Source organism: Fertoeibacter niger, assembly GCF_009380135.2.
Taxonomy (GTDB): Bacteria; Pseudomonadota; Alphaproteobacteria; order Rhodobacterales; family Rhodobacteraceae; genus Fertoeibacter; species Fertoeibacter niger.
On record NZ_WHUT02000001.1, the window covers coordinates 248,594 to 265,136 of the forward strand.

Sequence of the window (16,543 nt, forward strand, 5' to 3'; positions counted from 1 at the left end):
TTCTGGCGGGGTGTGGCGGGAATGTCCAGCGGTGCCGCCGGGGGGCTGATCGGCTCAGCCCTTGCGGAACCGGATGTAAAGCCGCAGCGATTGCCGCATCGTGGCAAGCCCGTTGTAAAGATCACCGTCGATGACAACGGGCGAGGGGTTTGCCATCCCGTTCCGCTGATCGTCGCGCGAATAGGTCAGTGACGCCAGCGCGCCGCGCAGCCCGTCACGGTCATAATGCCGGTCAAGACCGCCAAAGGCCGCGTCGAGCCGCCCGACATCACTCAGCCGCGACCCGGCGGTTTTGGGGGTGTAGCCCTGCTGATTGATCCACACCTCAAATCCTGCCAGCATTGGCTATTCCCACTCGATCGTGCCGGGGGGTTTCGACGTGATGTCATAGGTCACGCGGTTGATGCCCTGCACCTCGTTGATGATCCGCGTGGCGGTTTCGCCAAGGAAATCATGGGTGAAGGGGTAATAATCGGCGGTCATGCCGTCGACCGATGTCACCGCCCGCAGCGCACAGGCGAAATCATAGGTGCGCCCGTCGCCCATCACGCCAACCGTGCGCACCGGCAGAATGGCCACAAACGCCTGCCAGATCTCGTCATACAGCCCGTGCTTGCGGATCTGGTCGATGAATACCGCATCGGCCTTGCGCAATATGTCCAGCTTTTCTCGGGTGATCTCACCGGGGCAGCGGATTGCGAGGCCCGGGCCGGGGAAGGGGTGGCGGCCGATGAAATGCGCAGGCAGGCCCAGTTCGCGACCCAGCGCGCGCACCTCGTCCTTGAACAACTCGCGCAGCGGTTCCACCAGCTTCATGTTCATGCGTTCGGGCAGGCCGCCGACATTGTGGTGGCTTTTGATCGTGACTGAAGGGCCGCCGCTGAACGACACTGATTCGATGACATCGGGGTAAAGCGTGCCCTGCGCCAGAAATTCCGCGCCACCCAGGGCCTTGGCGTGTTTTTCGAACACTTCGATGAACAGCCCGCCGATGATCTTGCGCTTGGTTTCGGGGTCGCTGACGCCATCCAGCTTGCCAAGGAACAGCTCGGATTCGTCAGCATGGATCAGCGGCAGGTTGTAATGCTCGCGGAACATGCCCACGACCTGTTCCGATTCGCCCAGCCGCATCAGTCCGTGATCGACATAGACACAGGTCAGCTGATCGCCGATCGCCTCATGGATCAGGATGGCGGCCACCGAACTGTCCACCCCGCCCGACAGCGCACAGATCACCCGGCCCGTGCCCACCTGCGCGCGGATCTTGGCAATTGCCTCTTCGCGGTAGGCGCCCATCGTCCAGTCACCGGTAAAGCCTGCCAGACGCACGAAATTCTCATACAGCTTGGCGCCGCGCGGGGTGTGGTGCACCTCGGGGTGGAACTGCACGGCATAGAAATGCCGTTCTGGGTCGGCGGTGATGGCGAAGGGCGCGTTGGGCGAGGTGCCATAGACCTGAAAGCCGGGCGCGATGGCGGATACATGGTCGCCATGGCTCATCCAGACCTGTTCGCGGCCGCCATTCTCGGGGGCCGCGAACCAGCCCTTCAGTAGTGGCAGGGTGGCATCGGCGGGTGTCACAAAGGCGCGGCCGAATTCGGCTGTGCCATGGCCACGCTCCACCTTGCCGCCAAGGCAATGCATCATCACCTGCTGACCATAGCAGATGCCCAGGATCGGCACGCCAAGGGTAAAGGCCGTGGCCGGGGGCATCGGTGCCCCATCGGCAAAGACCGAGGCCGGACCGCCGGAAAAGATGATGGCCTTGGGCGCGAAACCGGCCAGAAAGGCATCGGTCACGGTCTGGAACGGATGGATTTCGCAATAGACATTCAGCTCGCGCAGGCGGCGCGCGATGAGCTGGGTGACTTGCGAGCCGAAGTCGATGATGAGAAGGCGGTCATGCTGGGTCATGCGCGCGGCATAGGGTTTGGTGCATGAATTCGCAAGGGGATTTGCTGGGGTGAGCGCCGGGGGGTTCACACCCCCGGACCCCCGTGGGATATTTGGGTCTGGAAAGAGCTGAAAGGGGCTGCAGTGGCAAGATGCGCCGTTCGCGGCATGCCGGAATGTCGCTTTTGGGCGGCAAGCGGCGGAAACGGGGGGCGGGGCGGGGTGGAATACCGGCATAAGGGGGAAAAGATGCGCCGCGCGGCGCGGGCTGGAGGATCATGCGATGAATGATGTGGCAGGGCGCAGGGCGCGCGGCGGTGGCGGATCGGCGCGGCGGGCGGAACGTTCGGCGGTGAGTTTCGAGACGGCGCGCTATATCTCGCGCAACATCCCGAATTTCGAGATCCTGAACGAAGAGGCGTTGCAGATCATCGAATGGAACGCCGACACGATTCTGGAAGAGATCGGCGTGAATTTCGTGGAAAATCCGGCGGCGCTGGATCTGTGGCGCGCGGCGGGGGCCGATGTGAAGGGCGAGCGGGTGCATATTCCGCGTGGTCTGGCGCGGAAACTCTGTGCCACCGCGCCGTCGCAGTTCACCCAATACGCCCGCAACCCGGCGCGTAACGTGAATGTGGGCGGGCGCGATCTTGTGCTGGCCCCGGTTTACGGCCCGCCCTTCGTGCGCGACCGTGCGGGCGGGCGGCGCTATGCCACCATCGCCGATTTCCAGAACTTCGTGAAGCTGGGCTATATGTCGAAATGGCTGCACCATTCTGGCGGCACGGTCTGCGAGCCCACCGATGTGCCGGTGAACAAGCGGCATCTGGACATGCTGCACGCGCATATGGTGCTGTCGGACAAGCCCTATATGGGATCAGTCACCGAACCCAGCCGCGCGCAGGATTCGGTGGATATGTCAAAGCTGCTGTTCGGCGCGGATTTCGTTGACCAGAACACGGTGATGACCAGCCTGATCAACATCAACTCGCCCATGACATTCGACGGCATCATGATGGGCGCGATGGAGGTTTACGCGCGCAACAATCAGGCCACGATCATCAGCCCCTTCATCGTGGGCGGCGCGATGGCCCCGGTGACGGTGGCGGGCACGCTGACGCAGGTGCTGGCCGAGGTGCTGGCGGGTGTGGCCTACAGCCAGTTGGTGCGCCCGGGCGCGCCGGTGATTGCGGGGGCCTTTGTGACAAGCATCGACATGAACTCGGGTGCGCCGACCTTCGGCACGCCCGAGGCTGCGCATATCACCTATGGCGCGGGGCAATTGGTGCGGCGGCTGAACCTGCCTTACCGTTCGGGCGGCAGTTTCTGCGGATCGAAGCTGCCCGATGCGCAGGCGGCTTATGAAACGGCCAACAGCCTGAACATGGCGCTGCTGGCGGGGGTGAATTTCATGCTGCATGCCTGCGGCTGGCTGGAGGGGGGGCTTGTGTCGTCCTACGAGAAATTCGTGATGGATGCTGACCAGTTGGGCACATTGCACCATCTGGCGCAGGGCATTTCGATGGATGACAACGGGCAGGCGCTGGACGCGATCCGCGAGGTGGGCCCCGGCGGGCATTATCTGGGCTGCCAGCACACGCAGGCCAATTTCAAATCGGCCTTCTGGCGGTCTGACTTGCTGGATTACAAACCCTTCGAGACATGGGACGAAGAGGGCGCACGCGATACAGAAACGCTGGCGGCAGAGCGGGTGCACAAGATGCTGGGCGATTATCAGGCCCCGGCGCTGGACGAGGGCATTGCAGAGTCGTTGACGGATTTCGTGGCGCGCAAGAAGGCCTCGGTGCCGGATGCGTTCATCTGAGGCTTTCGCGGGCTGGTCGCTCTGACCTGCGGCACCACAGTGTTCAGGGGGCGCGGGTCATTCCGCGCCCCTTTGTCTGCGGGTCAGGTGACGGCGGGCCGGGGCAGCAGCCGCACCTCGGCCATCAGCGCGATCAGCAGTTCCACATGCCGGGCGATGGAATAGCTGGCATCGCCGGTCTGGCGCGTCGCCTCCATCCGTTCCTCTTCTGACCACAGCTGCGGCAGTGCCTGATCCGCCAGCGCGGTGCCGATCAGGCGGCGCAGGTCACGCTCGCGCCGGTAATCGGCCAGACCGTGCCGCGCGGCGCGGATCAGCAGGCGGGGGCGGCGCAGGTCGGCCAGCAGGCTGCGGAAATCATTCATGTCAGTCACCTCGGTTTGGGTCTGGACAGATTGCATCTGTGCAACTGGGCGTTGCGCATTTCTGCGATTCAGCGCGCGGACCTTTCGCCTTTGTTTAGGAATTAGAAACAATTATCGACAAAACTGCCTATATTAACCATCGAGTAACCAATGCCACTCACGGTTGCAATTGTCCAAGACCCACGCATTGCCCCCGACGGGCCCTGCGGGATCAGCGCATGACACCCGAGTTGAGAACGCCCTCTGCCCTGCCTGACTGGCTGCCCGAAGCGGTGCGGCTCTATCTGCATCACACCGAGGACGGGCTGTCGCTGCGGGCCTTGGCGCGGCGCGAGGGCTGCCATGCCTCGACCGTGCTGCGCCATGTGCGGCGCTACGAAAACCGCCGCGACGATCCCTTGATGGATGCGGCGCTGGCCGCGCTGGGGCGCAGGCCCGCCGTTCCCCCCGTTTTTCCCGCCACGCCCGCATACCCGCAACAGGAGGCCCCGCCGATGACAGCCCCGATCCGCCCGCCGCTGCCCGACACCGCCGTTCCCGATGAGGCCACGATCCTGCGCGAGGCGCGGCGCGTGCTGCGCCGTCTGGCCGAACCGCAGGCTGTGCTGGCGATTGCGCCCGACATGGAAAAGGCCGCCGTGCTGCGCGAAGGCCCCGACGGCCGCACAGCCCGCACCGCGGTGGTGGAACGCGGGGTGGCACAAGCCTTTGCGCTGAAGGACTGGATCACTTGCCGCAAGGCGGGCCGGATTGCGACCTATGAGATTACCGCCGCAGGCCGCGCCGCCGTGAAACGCATGATCGAGGCCGAGGATCGCCAGCGGCAGGGCATGGCCGAGGCGGCCACCCCCTTTGCCGACCAGCACCGCGACTGGGACACGCGCGATGTGGCGGGCGAGGACGGCCCGCGCAAGTTGCGCTACAATCTGGCGGAAAGCCCGGTGGCGGCACTGGGGCGGCGGCGCGACAAGGATGGCAAGCCATTTCTGGAGCCCGATCTGGTCGAGGCCGCCGAACGTCTGCGCGAGGATTTCGAACTGGCGCAGATGGGGCCGCGCGTGGCGCAGAACTGGGACCGTTTCCTGACAGGGGCCGACCGGGGCGGGTTTCGCGCCGATGCGGGCGGGGCCGAGGGGCCGCGCGCGGCGCGCGACCGGGTGGCGCTGGCGCTGCGCGACCTTGGCCCCGGTCTGGGCGACATGGTGCTGCGCTGCTGCTGCTTTCTGGAGGGGCTGGAGGTGGCAGAGAAACGCATGGGCTGGTCGGCCCGTTCCGGCAAGATCGTGCTGCGCATCGCGTTGCAACGGCTGCGGCGGCACTATGATGCGGCCTATGGCCGGTCGGGGCCGCTGATCGGCTAGGGCAGTCACATCGCCCTGACTGGCCGGAAATGCATGGCTCCCCTGTGCGCGTGGCATCTGCTGCCGGTTGCCACGCGGCTGCAAAAGGCCTATTTCCCGAGGGATGCGGCCAGTCAGGGGGACATTCCGTTGCGCGACCTTACCATTCCCGACCAGCGCCACCCCGAAAAGGCGCATCGCGCCGACAATGAACAGCCGAAAAAGCCGTCGTGGATCAGGGTCAAGGCTCCTACCTCCGAAGGCTACAAGGCCACGCGCGAGATCATCAAGGAAAACCGCCTTGTGACGGTGTGTGAAGAGGCGGGTTGCCCCAATGTCGGCGAATGCTGGAGCCAGGGCCACGCCACCATGATGATCATGGGCGAGATCTGCACGCGCGGCTGCACCTTCTGCAACGTGGCCACCGGCAAGCCGCAGACGCTGGATGCGTTCGAACCGGGCCGGGTGGCGCAAGCCGTGGCCAAACTGGGGTTGAACCACGTGGTCATCACATCCGTTGACCGCGACGATCTGGAGGATGGCGGGGCCGAGCATTTCGCCCAGACCATCCGCGCGATCCGCCACCGCAGCCCCGCCACAACCATCGAGATTCTGACCCCCGATTTCCTGCGCTGTTCGCCGAAAGTGCTGGAAACCGTGGTCGAGGCGCGCCCCGACGTGTTCAACCACAATCTTGAAACCGTGCCGGGCCTGTATCTGGAAGTGCGGCCCGGCGCGCGTTATTTCCATTCTTTGCGTCTGCTGCAAAGGGTCAAGGAACTGGACCCTACGATGTTCACCAAATCGGGCATCATGGTGGGGCTGGGCGAGGATCGCCCCGGCGTGTTGCAGGTGATGGATGACATGCGCGCGGCAGATGTCGATTTCCTGACCATCGGGCAATATCTGCAACCCACGCCGAAACACCACCGGGTTGACCGGTTCGTGACGCCCGAAGAATTCGCCGCCTATGAAAAATCGGCCTATGGCAAGGGGTTCCTGATGGTGTCGGCCACGCCGCTGACGCGGTCCAGCTATCACGCGGGCGATGATTTCGCGCAGTTGCGCGCGGCGCGGCTGGCAAAACTGGGGATCGCCTGACAACCGGGCGCATCATCGCCACCGACGCCTGCGTGGCCGAAGGCGCGGCATGGCTGGCCGCGCGTGAACCGCGGTTTGCCGATGCTCTGGCATTGACTGGCCCCTTGCCCTTGCGCCGCCGGGCCGATGGCTTTGCCGCGCTGATGGATGCGATTGTCAGCCAGCAGGTGTCGGTCGCCTCGGCCAATGCCATTTTCGCGAGGGTTCAGGCGGCGGGGCTGACCGAACCCATGGCGGTGCTGGCGGCGGGCGAGGAGGGCCTTCGCGCCTGCGGCCTGTCGCGGCCCAAGATGCGCTATGCGCTGGCCTTGGCCGGGGCAGGGCTGGATTATGACGCGCTGCGGCAGATGCCGGATGATCAGGTGATCGCCACGCTGGTGGCTCTGCCGGGCATCGGGCCGTGGACGGCGGAAATCTATGCCATGTTCTCGCTGGGCCGGGCGGATGTGTTTGCCCCCGGCGATCTGGCCTTGCAGGAATCCACCCGGCTGCTGTTCGATCTGCCCGCCCGCCCCGATGCCCGCGCCTTTCGCGCCATGGCCGGGGCGTGGAGCCCGTGGCGCGCGGTTGCGGCGCGGCTATTGTGGGCCTATTACCGTGTGGCAAAGCAGCGGGAAGGCAGCAGATGACGCGCGAATTGAACTTCAAGCGCCGGGCGGCGAAATCGGGCAGCGCGAAAAGCCTTGTGGTGTTCGTGCATGGTTACGGGGCTGACGGGGCCGACCTTCTGGGGCTGGCCGACCCGCTGGCCGCCCATCTGCCCGACACGGTGTTCATGGCCCCCGATGCGCCGGAACGCCTGCCGGGCAGCCCGTTCGGCTTTCAGTGGTTCCCGATTCCCTGGCTTGATGGCTCGACCGAGGCGCAGGCGGCGGCGGGGCTGGCGCGGGCTGCCGATGACCTGAACGCCTTCCTTGATGCGCGGCTGGCGGAGGAGGGGCTGACCCCCGACGCGCTGGCACTGGTGGGGTTTTCGCAGGGGTCGATGATCAGCCTGCATGTGGCACCGCGGCGCGATCAGGCCATTGCCGGGGTGGTGGCGTTTTCCGGGCGGCTGCTGGCCCCCGAACGGCTGGCCCGTGAAACCCGGGTGAAGCCGCCGGTGTTGCTGATCCACGGCGATGCCGACCCGGTGGTGCCGTTCGATGACATGGGGCTGGCCGGCAATGCGCTGATCGCGGCAGGGTTTGAAACCTTTGGCCATGTCATGAAGGACACCGGCCATGGCATCGCCCCTGACGGGCTGTCGGTGGCGCTGGCGTTCCTGCGCGAACGGCTTTAGCCGCATCCGGCGGCATTCCGCGCGGATTGCCGAATTTTCAGGCTGCCCGTCTTTGCGTCATATCTTTGTGACAGGGCCGCGTTACGCCTCTGCACGGCAGTATCGCAGATTGCGGGGCTTGCCAGCGGCAGAACGCCATATATAGTTTTGCTGAACCGGGGCGGGGCTCCCCGCCTTGGTGCCGATGACCGGCAGACGAGGCGAAGACGGAGTCGAGACCCATGGACGGCGATTTCAGAACCACTTTCGTGCGCGAACCTGCCGCGCTGAAACAGTATCCGGCACTGGTGCTGAATGCCGATTACCGGCCCCTGTCCTATTACCCCCTGTCGCTGTGGCCCTGGCAGGAGGCGATCAAGGCCGCGTTCCTGGACCGGGTGTCGATCGTCGCGCAATATGACCATGTGGTGCGAAGCCAGAGGGCCGAGATACGCATCCCTTCTGTCGTCGTGCTGAAAGATTACATCAAACCCCAGAAGCGCGTGGCCTTCACGCGCTTCAATCTTTTTCTGCGCGACCAGTTCTGCTGCCAGTATTGCGGCGCCAAGGGTGATCTGACATTCGACCATGTGCTGCCCCGGTCGCGCGGCGGTATCACCTCATGGGAAAACGTGGTCGCGGCATGCAGCCCCTGCAACCTGCGCAAGGGGTCAAAAACCCTGCGGCAATCGGGCATGCGGCTGGCCCGCGCGCCCCATGTGCCCACGGCGGATGAGATGCAGAACCACGGGCGGCGCTTTCCGCCCAACCACCTGCATGACAGTTGGCTGGATTATCTTTACTGGGATGCCGAACTGGACGCCTGACCGCTTTGCCGCCGCGCAGCAATGCCTGTTGTGCGGCGGGCACAGGATGCTAGACTCGTAGCGACCCAGCCGCTATGACAAGTGGCGTTAGCGCTAACAGCCCCGCGGGGCAGAGCGAGGAGAGCCATGGTTTCGCGCGTCATTCCGGTTGAACCCTTTGATCTGGTGGTTTTCGGCGGCACGGGCGATCTTGCCCGGCGCAAGATCCTGCCCGGCCTTTACCGCCGCTTCCTTGGCGGGCAGATGCCGCCGGAAAGCCGCATCATCGGGGCCGCCCGGTCTGAAATGACCGAAGATGAATTCCGCGCCATGGCCCGCGCCGCCATCGCGGAATTCGTCAGCGCCGACAAGCGCGATGCCGCGATGATCGACCAGTTCATCTCGCTGATCAGCTATGTGGCCATTGACGCCAAGGGCGATGGCGGCTGGGCCACGCTGAAGGGCATGATGCGCAAGGGGGTGGTGCGGGCCTTCTATTTCTCGGTCGCGCCGGCGCTGTTCGGGGCCTTGGCCGAACGCCTGCATGACCACAACATCGCCGATGCGAAAAGCCGCATCGTGGTGGAAAAACCCTTTGGCCGCGATCTGGACACCGCCCGCGCGCTGAACGCCACGCTGGCCAAGCATTTCCGTGAGGAACAGATCTACCGGATCGACCATTATCTGGGCAAGGAAACCGTGCAGAACCTGATGGCGGTGCGGTTCGCCAACATCCTGTTCGAGCCGATCTGGAAGGCGCAATACATCGACCATGTGCAGATCACCGTGGCCGAAACCGTGGGGGTCGAAGGCCGCGGCGCCTATTATGACACTTCGGGCGCGATGCGCGACATGGTGCAGAACCACCTGATGCAGCTTTTGTGCCTGATCGCGATGGAGCCGCCCTATCATTTCGACCCCAACGCCGTGCGCGATGAAAAGCTGAAGGTGATCCGCGCGCTGGACCCGGTGGAACATCAGGATATCGTGCGCGGGCAGTATCTGGCCGGCGGTGGGCAGAAATCCTATGTCGACCACAGCGAAAACCCGGCGTCAAAGACCGAAAGCTACATCGCCATGAAGGTGCATGTGTCGAACTGGCGCTGGAAGGGCACGCCGTTTTACCTGCGCACCGGCAAAAGGCTGCGCGCCCGCACGTCCGAAATCGCCATCACCTTCAAGGAACCGCCGCATTCGATCTTTGACGATGCCGAAGGCTGGCGCGAAAACGTGCTGGTCATCCGGTTGCAGCCGAACGAGGGCATGAACCTGATGGTGATGATCAAGGAACCGGGGCCGGGCGGCATGCGGCTGACCCAGGTTCCGCTGGACATGTCTTTCGCCGAAGCCCTGGGCGAGGACGGGGCCGATATTCCGGATGCTTATGAACGGCTGATCATGGATGTGATCCGGGGCAACCAGACCCTGTTCATGCGCGGGGATGAGGTAGAGGCCGCCTGGGCCTGGGCCGACCCGATCATCCAGGCGTGGGAACGCAAGGGCGACAAGCCGCGCGGATACGAGCCCGGAACCTCGGGGCCCGAGGATGCGCTGATGCTGCTGCACCGCGACGGCCGCCGCTGGCGGGAGATACGCGAATGAAATTCGTCGAATACCCCGACCGCGAGTTTCTGATGCTGAAACTCGCCGATGTGATCGCGGGCGAGCTTGCCGATTTTCTGCGCCGCGAGGGGCGGGCCAGCCTGTGTGTGCCGGGCGGCACCACGCCGGGGCCGATTTTCGACACGCTGTCGGGTGTGGACATCGACTGGGCCAATGTTGCGGTATTCCTGAACGACGAGCGTTGGGTGCCGGAAGACAGCCCCCGGTCGAACACCCGCCTGCTGCGCGAACGCCTTCTGGTGGGCCGGGCGGCGGCGGCGCAGCTGGTGCCGCTTTACGCGCCCGCCGACCAGCCCGAGGACAGGCTGGCCGAACTGGCCGAAGGCATTGCCCCGCATCTGCCGATCTCGGTCCTGCTGCTGGGCATGGGGGCCGACATGCACACCGCCAGCCTTTTCCCCGGCGCCGACCGTCTGGAAGAGGCGCTGACCGACAGCGCCCCCACCCTGATGGCGCTTCGCGCCGATGCGGCGGGTGAGCCGCGCATCACCCTGACAGCCGGGCCGCTCCGCGCGGCAATGAACATCCACATCCTGATCACCGGGGCGGAAAAGCGCGTGGCGCTGGAAAAGGCGCAGCACCTGACCCCCGCCGAGGCCCCGGTAAAAGCCATACTTGCAAACGCAACCGTGCATTGGGCAGAGTGACATGACCGAAACCTGGCAGGCGCTGGCGGCGCATCATTCCGCCGTGAAATCCCGCGCGATCCTTGATCTGTTCGCGGACGACCACCGTGCCGCGGCCTTTTCGGCCCGGCTGGGCGGCATGCTGTTCGACTATTCCAAGACCAACATAGATGCCGAAGGGCTTGGCCTGCTGCTGGATCTTGCCGCAGCCGCAGGCGTGGCGGAAAAACGCGATGCCATGTTCGCGGGTGCCAAGATCAACGAAACCGAGGGCCGCGCCGTGCTGCACACCGCGCTGCGCAACATGGATGCGGCGGTGATGGTCGATGGCGCCGATGTGACGCCCGCGCTGCGCGCCACCCATGCCCGGCTGCATGCCTTTGCCAATGATGTGCGTTCGGGTGCGTTTCAGGGGCAGGGCGGGCCGATTACCGATGTGGTGAACATCGGCATCGGCGGGTCTGACCTTGGCCCGGCGATGGCCTGCCTTGCACTTGCCCCCTATGCCGACGGGCCGCGCTGCCATTTCGTGTCGAACGTCGATGGCGCGCATGTGGCCGATGTGCTGCGGGGGCTGGACCCTGCAACCACGCTGGTCATCGTGGCCTCGAAAACCTTTACCACCATCGAGACGATGACCAATGCCGAAACCGCCCGTGTCTGGATGGCGGGAAAGGTCGCCGATCCCGCTGCGCAATTTGCCGCCGTGTCCACCGCAGCCGCGAAAACCGCCGCATTCGGCATCGCGCCCGAACGGGTGTTCGGGTTCGAGGATTGGGTGGGTGGCCGCTATTCCATGTGGGGCCCGATCGGTCTGTCGCTGATGCTGGCCGTGGGGCCGCAGGCGTTTGACGAATTTCTGGCGGGGGCTGCGGATATGGATGCGCATTTCCGCACGGCGGAGTTTGCGCAGAACCTGCCGGTGCTGCTGGCCTTGGTGGGCATCTGGCACAACCAGATCTGCGGCTATGCCACGCGCGCCGTGCTGCCCTATGACCAGCGCCTGTCGCGCCTGCCCGCCTATCTGCAACAGCTGGAGATGGAATCGAACGGCAAGCGCGTGGCGATGGACGGCAGCGATCTGGCCATCCACTCCGGCCCCGTTGTGTGGGGCGAGCCGGGCACCAACGGCCAGCATGCGTTTTATCAGCTGATCCATCAGGGCACCCGCCCCGTGCCCTGCGAATTCCTGCTGGCGCGCGAGGGGCACGAGCCTGACCTGGCCCACCAGCACCTGCTGCTGGCGGCGAATTGTCTGGCGCAATCCGAGGCGCTGCTGCGCGGGCGGTCTTTGGCCGAGGCCACAGCGATCATGGCAAAAAAGGGCCTGACAGGGGCAGAGCTTGACCGGCAGGCGCGGCACCGCGTTTTCCCGGGCAACCGGCCCTCGACCACTTTGGCCTATGCCAAGCTGACGCCCTTCGTGCTGGGCCAGATCATCGCGCTTTATGAACACCGGGTGTTTGTCGAAGGCGTGATCCTGGGCATCAATTCCTATGACCAGTGGGGGGTGGAACTGGGCAAGGAATTGGCGACCGCCTTGGGGCCGATCCTGGAAGGCGCGCAAAGCGCCGATGCCAAGGATGGCTCGACCCGGCAACTGGTGGAATTCTTCCGGGGGAAATGACCGGGTCGGTCAGGCCAGCTCGGCCGCCAGAAACTCCAGCACGGCGGCCCGCATGGCCGCCGTTTCCACATGGCCGGTCAGCGGTTCGCGGTGCAGCACCAGTCGCCCGCCCTGCGCCGCATAGGCTGCGCGCGTCGCCTGCAACGCCAAGTCCACCGCATCGGGCGGGGTCAAGGGGTCGGCGTCGCCAATGGCGATGAACTGCGCGCGGGGGGCCACCAGCCCGGCGATCGTGCCATTCGATGCCAGCGGCAGCAGGCCCGGCACGGTCAGATAGATGCCATGCCGGTCATGCGCGCCGGTTTCCAGCAGCGGCGCGAAATCGGCATAGCAGCATTCATGCGCCAGCGCGCGGATGCGCAGGTCAACCGCCGCCAGCCAATAGCCCAGCGTGGCACCCATGGATATGCCGAAACACCCGATCCGCCCCGCATCGGTGCCCGGATCCGCCGCCAGCCAATCGACCGCCGCCCTGCATTCCCCCAGCATCTGCCCGGCAAGGCTGCGCCCCTGCCACAGCGCCGCCTTGGCCGCCGCCGATTCCGTGACCCCGGCGCGCAGCCCGAAACAGGGCATGTCCAGACACAGCGACTGTATCCCCAGCGCTGCCAGCGCCGGGCCCATGGGCGATTGCAGGGCCGGGCGGCCCGCCATCAGCTCATCCGCGCCGATGTCATAGCGGCCGCCATGGGCGTGGATGTTCAGCACGGCGGGCAGGGGGCCATCGCTGTCGGGGCGGCAGAGGATGCCGCGCACCGGCTCGCCGGTTTTCGTGCGGAAGGTCAGGTGGCGCAGGGTCAGGCCCGGCTGGCGTTCCACGCGTTCGGCAATCAGCGCCAACGGGTGATCGCCAAGTTCGAACAAGCCTGTCAGTTGCTCCGTCAGCCTGTCGCCCATTGCAGCCATCCCCCCCCCCGAAACACTGGATGGCGCAGAGGTTAACCGGGCAGCCGGGGCGCTGACAGGGTGAAAAGTTGCGCGCATGCAACAAAAAACCCCGGCGCTGTGCTGCGCCGGGGCCATGTGTCAGGGGTCAGACCTTACCAGGTGAAGTCGTCGGCATCCATCTGCGAGGTGCGGAAATCGTCGATCCGCAGGGTTCCCGCGCTGAAGGTCAGCACCACATCGTCACCATCCTGCCGCGCCGCACCGCGCACCTGCGCCCAGGTGTTCAGCCCGGCAATCGCCGTCAGGTCGATGGTGTCGTCGCCGGTTTCGAAATCGGTGATACGGTCGGCCCCGCTGTTGAAGGCGAAATGGTCGGCGCCTTCGCCGCCGGTCATCACGTCATTGCCCGCGCCGCCGTTGAAGCGGTCATTGCCCTCGCCGCCGACCATGCGGTCGGCACCTGCGCCACCCACCAGCACGTCATTGCCTTCGTCGCCGATGATGGTGTCGTTGCCATTGCCGCCGTTCAGCACATCGTCACCTTCGCCACCAAGGAGCGAGTCATTGCCGTCGCCTGCCAGCACCGTGTCATTGCCCGACCCGGCATAAAGACGGTCGTTGCCGGTGCCCCCGTCAAGATAGTCGTTGCCTTCGCCGGCCGAGATGCGGTCATTGCCTGCCCCGCCGTAAAAGGCGTCGTTGCCGCTTTCGTCGGTCATGATGTCATCGCCAGCGCCGCCATCCAGGCGGTCTTCGCCCTTGCCGCCCAGCATGGTATCATTGCCATTGCCGCCGAACATGCGGTCGTCGTCGTCGTTGCCTTCCAGACGGTCGCTGCCATCGTTGCCATAGATCGTGTCGGCCCCGTCAAGGCCAAGGATCGTGTCGGCCAGATTGGTGCCGAACAGGCGGTTCGCTTCGTCGTTGCCAGTAATGCGGGCCATCGGATTCTCCTGTGAATGCATGGCGCTTGCTGCGCCGAATGGGATTGCGCGAGCCTGCTCATGCAGGCACATGCAGAAAACGTCGGGGCCGTGAAATGCTTCCCTCGGGCAGAAGATTTTTTTCGATGTTCGTGTGGTCAGACGTGAACCACGCCTTTTCGCAGGGCCGAGGCGGCCGAAGCCGGGAAAACCCGTGCGCGCAGGCAAGGCGCGGGCCATGCGATCAGGGTCATGTCAGGGTGAAATGATCCGGCTGCGGTTCGCCGATCTGCAAACCGCTGGCCAAGGGTGCCTTGAGGGGTCACACGGCGGGGCTGTTCAGCGGCGCTGCAACAGATCCCAGCGGTTGCCGAACGGGTCGCGCCAGACCGCGACGGTGCCATAGGGTTCGACGCGCGGCTCCTCCTCGAACAGCACGCCTGCTGCAAGCATGTGCGCGTGGTCGCGCGCAAAATCGTCGGTTTCCAGAAACAGGAGCACCCGGCCGCCGCACTGGTTGCCGATGGCCGCCGCCTGCCGGGCCGTGTCGGCCCGGGCCAACACCAGTGCGGCACCGCCGCCCCGGGGGGCCACCGTCACCCAGCGTTTGCGGCCCTGATCCACATCGGCCAGCAGATCAAACCCCATCACGCCCACATAAAACGCGATCCCTGCGTCATAGTCGGGCACCACCAGCGCCAGCGCGCCGATGCGGGGCAGGCCCGATGTGCCGGCAGGCTCAATCAATGATCGGGCGGATGTCGGCGGGGCGGGCCTGCGGCAGGTTGATGCGGGCCACCTGCTCGGCAATCGGATCGACCGACAGCGGGTGCAGTTCGGCCCCGTGGGCGGCGGCATCGCCGATGTCCTGCCAGCGCCCGCCCTTGTAGATTTCCAGCGCGGAAAAGCCGGATTTGTAGCCCATCTTGCGGCTGCCCGGCACCCAATAGCCCAGATAGACGAAAGGCAACCCCGCCTCGCGCGCGATGGCGACGTGATCAAGGATCAGATAGGTGCCCAGACTGTCGGATTGCAGATCGGGGTCGTAGAACGAATAGACCATGCTCAGCCCGTCGTCGAACACATCGGTCAGGCAGACGGCGGCCAGCGGGCGGCTGCGCTCGCCCTCAGCGGGGGCGCGGCTGTATTCGATGACGCGGCTGCGGATCGGGGTTTCCTCGATCATCGCGGCGAATTCGAAAATGTCCATGTCAGCCATGCCACCATCGGCGTGGCGTTCGTCCAGATAGCGGCGGAACAGGGCATACTGGTCTTCGGTGGCCCAGGGGCTGGTGGCGTTGCGCATCAGCCCCCCGTTGCGGCGCAGGATGCGGCGCTGGCTGCGCGTCGGCTGAAAATCGGCCACCCGGATGCGGGCCGACAGGCAGGCCGAACACTCGGCGCAAGAGGGGCGATACAGCACGTTCTGGCTGCGCCGGAAACCCTGCTTTGACAGCGTGTCGTTCAGTTTCTGCGCATGTTCGCCCTGCAGGGCGGTGAACAGCTTGCGCTCCAGCCGCCCGTCCAGATAGGGGCAGGTCTGCGGGGCCGTCACATAGAACTGCGGCGCGATGGGAACTGTGTGACGCATGGCCGTATCCGGTTGATCCAAGCGGCAGGTTAGCAAGCCCCGGTGGCCGCGCCAAGAACTGTCTTGCGGTTGTTACGCGGCATTTGCGGGGCATTTCGCCCCGGTGTCAGGCAGTTGCGCCATATGCCGCGCGCTGGGTTCAGTCCTGCGCGGCGCGGTTGATGGCGACGGTGCCCAGAACATGATCGCTCAGCCCCTGGCCACGCGCGCCCAGCAGCATCAGCGCGACCGAGATCACCTGCGGCACCACAAAGGCGATGGAAACGGTATAGCCCAGCGTGTGCAAGAACGCCTCGCCCCCGTTCAGCGGCTGGCCCTGGCCGTTGCGCAGCCGGATCGCCATCAGCCGCATGCCCGGCGTGGCCGAACCGCGCGCCAGCGCGACCCAGCGGTAGCAAAAGCTGACCGCCAGATACAGCAGCGGCAGAAAGAACAGCGCGACAAAGGCGGTAAAGGGCACGATCAGCGCCACCAGAATGGCGATCAGCACCGTGTCGACCAGCCAGGCAAGGCCGCGCTTCATCGGCACATCGGCATAGAATTCGGCGTGGCGGACCGGATCGGGCAGGTGTTCGGTGGGCGACCAGCTGGGCGTCATGGCAGGCTCCGTTCAGGGGCGGGACAGGGTTGGCAGGTGAAAGGCGGCCCGTCAGGGGCCGCCCGGTGACATCTTC

General features: G+C 65.3%; 17 protein-coding genes. 9 read left to right on the plus strand and 8 right to left on the minus strand.

All coding sequences use genetic code 11. The features are described 5' to 3' along the window. Positions 1-54: 54 nt before the first annotated feature. Both GEU84_RS01290 and guaA read right to left on the minus strand, forming a co-directional pair. A complete protein-coding gene (locus GEU84_RS01290) occupies positions 55-342 on the minus strand; it encodes a hypothetical protein (RefSeq protein WP_152823694.1) in 288 nt (95 codons plus the stop codon). Between the two features lie 3 nt (positions 343-345). Further along, entirely contained in the window at positions 346-1,914 is a 1,569-nt protein-coding gene (gene guaA / locus GEU84_RS01295) for a glutamine-hydrolyzing GMP synthase (protein ID WP_152823695.1), read from the minus strand. 262 nt (positions 1,915-2,176) lie between these two features. Between guaA and GEU84_RS01300 the strand changes: the two genes are divergently transcribed. After that, the gene (locus GEU84_RS01300) at positions 2,177-3,718 is read left to right on the plus strand and encodes a trimethylamine methyltransferase family protein (protein WP_152823696.1); all 1,542 of its coding nucleotides are present in this window, start codon (positions 2,177-2,179) and stop codon (positions 3,716-3,718) included. Positions 3,719-3,801: 83 nt separating this feature from the next. Here GEU84_RS01300 and GEU84_RS01305 read toward each other — a convergent pair whose 3' ends face one another. After that, positions 3,802-4,083, minus strand: coding sequence for a DUF6477 family protein (locus GEU84_RS01305; RefSeq protein WP_152824074.1), 282 nt, complete (start codon positions 4,081-4,083; stop codon positions 3,802-3,804). Positions 4,084-4,301: 218 nt separating this feature from the next. Between GEU84_RS01305 and GEU84_RS01310 the strand changes: the two genes are divergently transcribed. From GEU84_RS01310 to pgi, 8 genes are all read left to right on the plus strand, one after another. Then, positions 4,302-5,444: a DUF6456 domain-containing protein gene (locus GEU84_RS01310; protein WP_152823697.1), complete on the plus strand. Its 1,143-nt coding sequence runs from the start codon at positions 4,302-4,304 to the stop codon at positions 5,442-5,444. A gap of 129 nt (positions 5,445-5,573) precedes the next feature. Beyond that, positions 5,574-6,524 carry a lipoyl synthase gene (gene lipA / locus GEU84_RS01315; protein WP_241427565.1) on the plus strand — a complete coding sequence of 317 codons (951 nt, stop codon included), beginning with the start codon at positions 5,574-5,576 and terminating at the stop codon, positions 6,522-6,524. Continuing rightward, positions 6,521-7,153: a DNA-3-methyladenine glycosylase family protein gene (locus tag GEU84_RS01320; protein ID WP_152823699.1), complete on the plus strand. Its 633-nt coding sequence runs from the start codon at positions 6,521-6,523 to the stop codon at positions 7,151-7,153. The genes lipA and GEU84_RS01320 overlap by 4 nt, the downstream gene beginning before the upstream one ends. Beyond that, positions 7,150-7,806 carry an alpha/beta hydrolase gene (locus tag GEU84_RS01325; RefSeq protein WP_152823700.1) on the plus strand — a complete coding sequence of 219 codons (657 nt, stop codon included), beginning with the start codon at positions 7,150-7,152 and terminating at the stop codon, positions 7,804-7,806. The genes GEU84_RS01320 and GEU84_RS01325 overlap by 4 nt, the downstream gene beginning before the upstream one ends. Positions 7,807-8,027: 221 nt before the next feature. Next, a complete protein-coding gene (locus GEU84_RS01330; protein ID WP_152823701.1) occupies positions 8,028-8,612 on the plus strand; it encodes an HNH endonuclease in 585 nt (194 codons plus the stop codon). Positions 8,613-8,738: 126 nt separating this feature from the next. Beyond that, a complete protein-coding gene (gene zwf, locus GEU84_RS01335) occupies positions 8,739-10,193 on the plus strand; it encodes a glucose-6-phosphate dehydrogenase (RefSeq protein WP_152823702.1) in 1,455 nt (484 codons plus the stop codon). Next, entirely contained in the window at positions 10,190-10,861 is a 672-nt protein-coding gene (pgl, locus tag GEU84_RS01340) for a 6-phosphogluconolactonase (RefSeq protein ID WP_152823703.1), read from the plus strand. Before zwf ends, pgl begins: the two co-directional genes overlap by 4 nt. A gap of 1 nt (position 10,862) precedes the next feature. Beyond that, on the plus strand, positions 10,863-12,467 hold the full coding sequence (gene pgi / locus GEU84_RS01345) for a glucose-6-phosphate isomerase (RefSeq protein ID WP_152823704.1): 1,605 nt from the start codon (positions 10,863-10,865) through the stop codon (positions 12,465-12,467). Between the two features lie 9 nt (positions 12,468-12,476). Here the strand turns inward: pgi and GEU84_RS01350 are convergent, their stop codons facing one another. From GEU84_RS01350 to GEU84_RS01370, 5 genes are all read right to left on the minus strand, one after another. Continuing rightward, the gene (locus GEU84_RS01350; RefSeq protein WP_152823705.1) at positions 12,477-13,373 is read right to left on the minus strand and encodes a dienelactone hydrolase family protein; all 897 of its coding nucleotides are present in this window, start codon (positions 13,371-13,373) and stop codon (positions 12,477-12,479) included. A gap of 134 nt (positions 13,374-13,507) precedes the next feature. Next, on the minus strand, positions 13,508-14,299 hold the full coding sequence (locus GEU84_RS01355; RefSeq protein ID WP_152823706.1) for a calcium-binding protein: 792 nt from the start codon (positions 14,297-14,299) through the stop codon (positions 13,508-13,510). Between the two features lie 318 nt (positions 14,300-14,617). Further along, positions 14,618-15,025 carry a VOC family protein gene (locus GEU84_RS01360; protein ID WP_420899255.1) on the minus strand — a complete coding sequence of 136 codons (408 nt, stop codon included), beginning with the start codon at positions 15,023-15,025 and terminating at the stop codon, positions 14,618-14,620. Next, entirely contained in the window at positions 15,018-15,869 is an 852-nt protein-coding gene (locus GEU84_RS01365) for an arginyltransferase (protein WP_152823707.1), read from the minus strand. The genes GEU84_RS01360 and GEU84_RS01365 overlap by 8 nt, the downstream gene beginning before the upstream one ends. A 139-nt stretch (positions 15,870-16,008) precedes the next feature. After that, positions 16,009-16,467: an RDD family protein gene (locus GEU84_RS01370; RefSeq protein ID WP_152823708.1), complete on the minus strand. Its 459-nt coding sequence runs from the start codon at positions 16,465-16,467 to the stop codon at positions 16,009-16,011. Positions 16,468-16,543: the final 76 nt, after the last annotated feature.

Coding starts and splice junctions, on each gene's coding strand:
- zwf (WP_152823702.1), top strand. CDS start 8,739: ATGGTTTCGCGCGTCATTCCGGTTGAACCCTTTGATCTGGTGGTTTTC.
- GEU84_RS01290 (WP_152823694.1), bottom strand. CDS start 342: ATGCTGGCAGGATTTGAGGTGTGGATCAATCAGCAGGGCTACACCCCC.
- GEU84_RS01300 (WP_152823696.1), top strand. CDS start 2,177: ATGAATGATGTGGCAGGGCGCAGGGCGCGCGGCGGTGGCGGATCGGCG.
- GEU84_RS01350 (WP_152823705.1), bottom strand. CDS start 13,373: ATGGCTGCAATGGGCGACAGGCTGACGGAGCAACTGACAGGCTTGTTC.
- GEU84_RS01305 (WP_152824074.1), bottom strand. CDS start 4,083: ATGAATGATTTCCGCAGCCTGCTGGCCGACCTGCGCCGCCCCCGCCTG.
- guaA (WP_152823695.1), bottom strand. CDS start 1,914: ATGACCCAGCATGACCGCCTTCTCATCATCGACTTCGGCTCGCAAGTC.
- GEU84_RS01310 (WP_152823697.1), top strand. CDS start 4,302: ATGACACCCGAGTTGAGAACGCCCTCTGCCCTGCCTGACTGGCTGCCC.
- GEU84_RS01325 (WP_152823700.1), top strand. CDS start 7,150: ATGACGCGCGAATTGAACTTCAAGCGCCGGGCGGCGAAATCGGGCAGC.
- GEU84_RS01365 (WP_152823707.1), bottom strand. CDS start 15,869: ATGCGTCACACAGTTCCCATCGCGCCGCAGTTCTATGTGACGGCCCCG.
- GEU84_RS01355 (WP_152823706.1), bottom strand. CDS start 14,299: ATGGCCCGCATTACTGGCAACGACGAAGCGAACCGCCTGTTCGGCACC.
- GEU84_RS01370 (WP_152823708.1), bottom strand. CDS start 16,467: ATGACGCCCAGCTGGTCGCCCACCGAACACCTGCCCGATCCGGTCCGC.
- GEU84_RS01330 (WP_152823701.1), top strand. CDS start 8,028: ATGGACGGCGATTTCAGAACCACTTTCGTGCGCGAACCTGCCGCGCTG.
- pgi (WP_152823704.1), top strand. CDS start 10,863: ATGACCGAAACCTGGCAGGCGCTGGCGGCGCATCATTCCGCCGTGAAA.
- pgl (WP_152823703.1), top strand. CDS start 10,190: ATGAAATTCGTCGAATACCCCGACCGCGAGTTTCTGATGCTGAAACTC.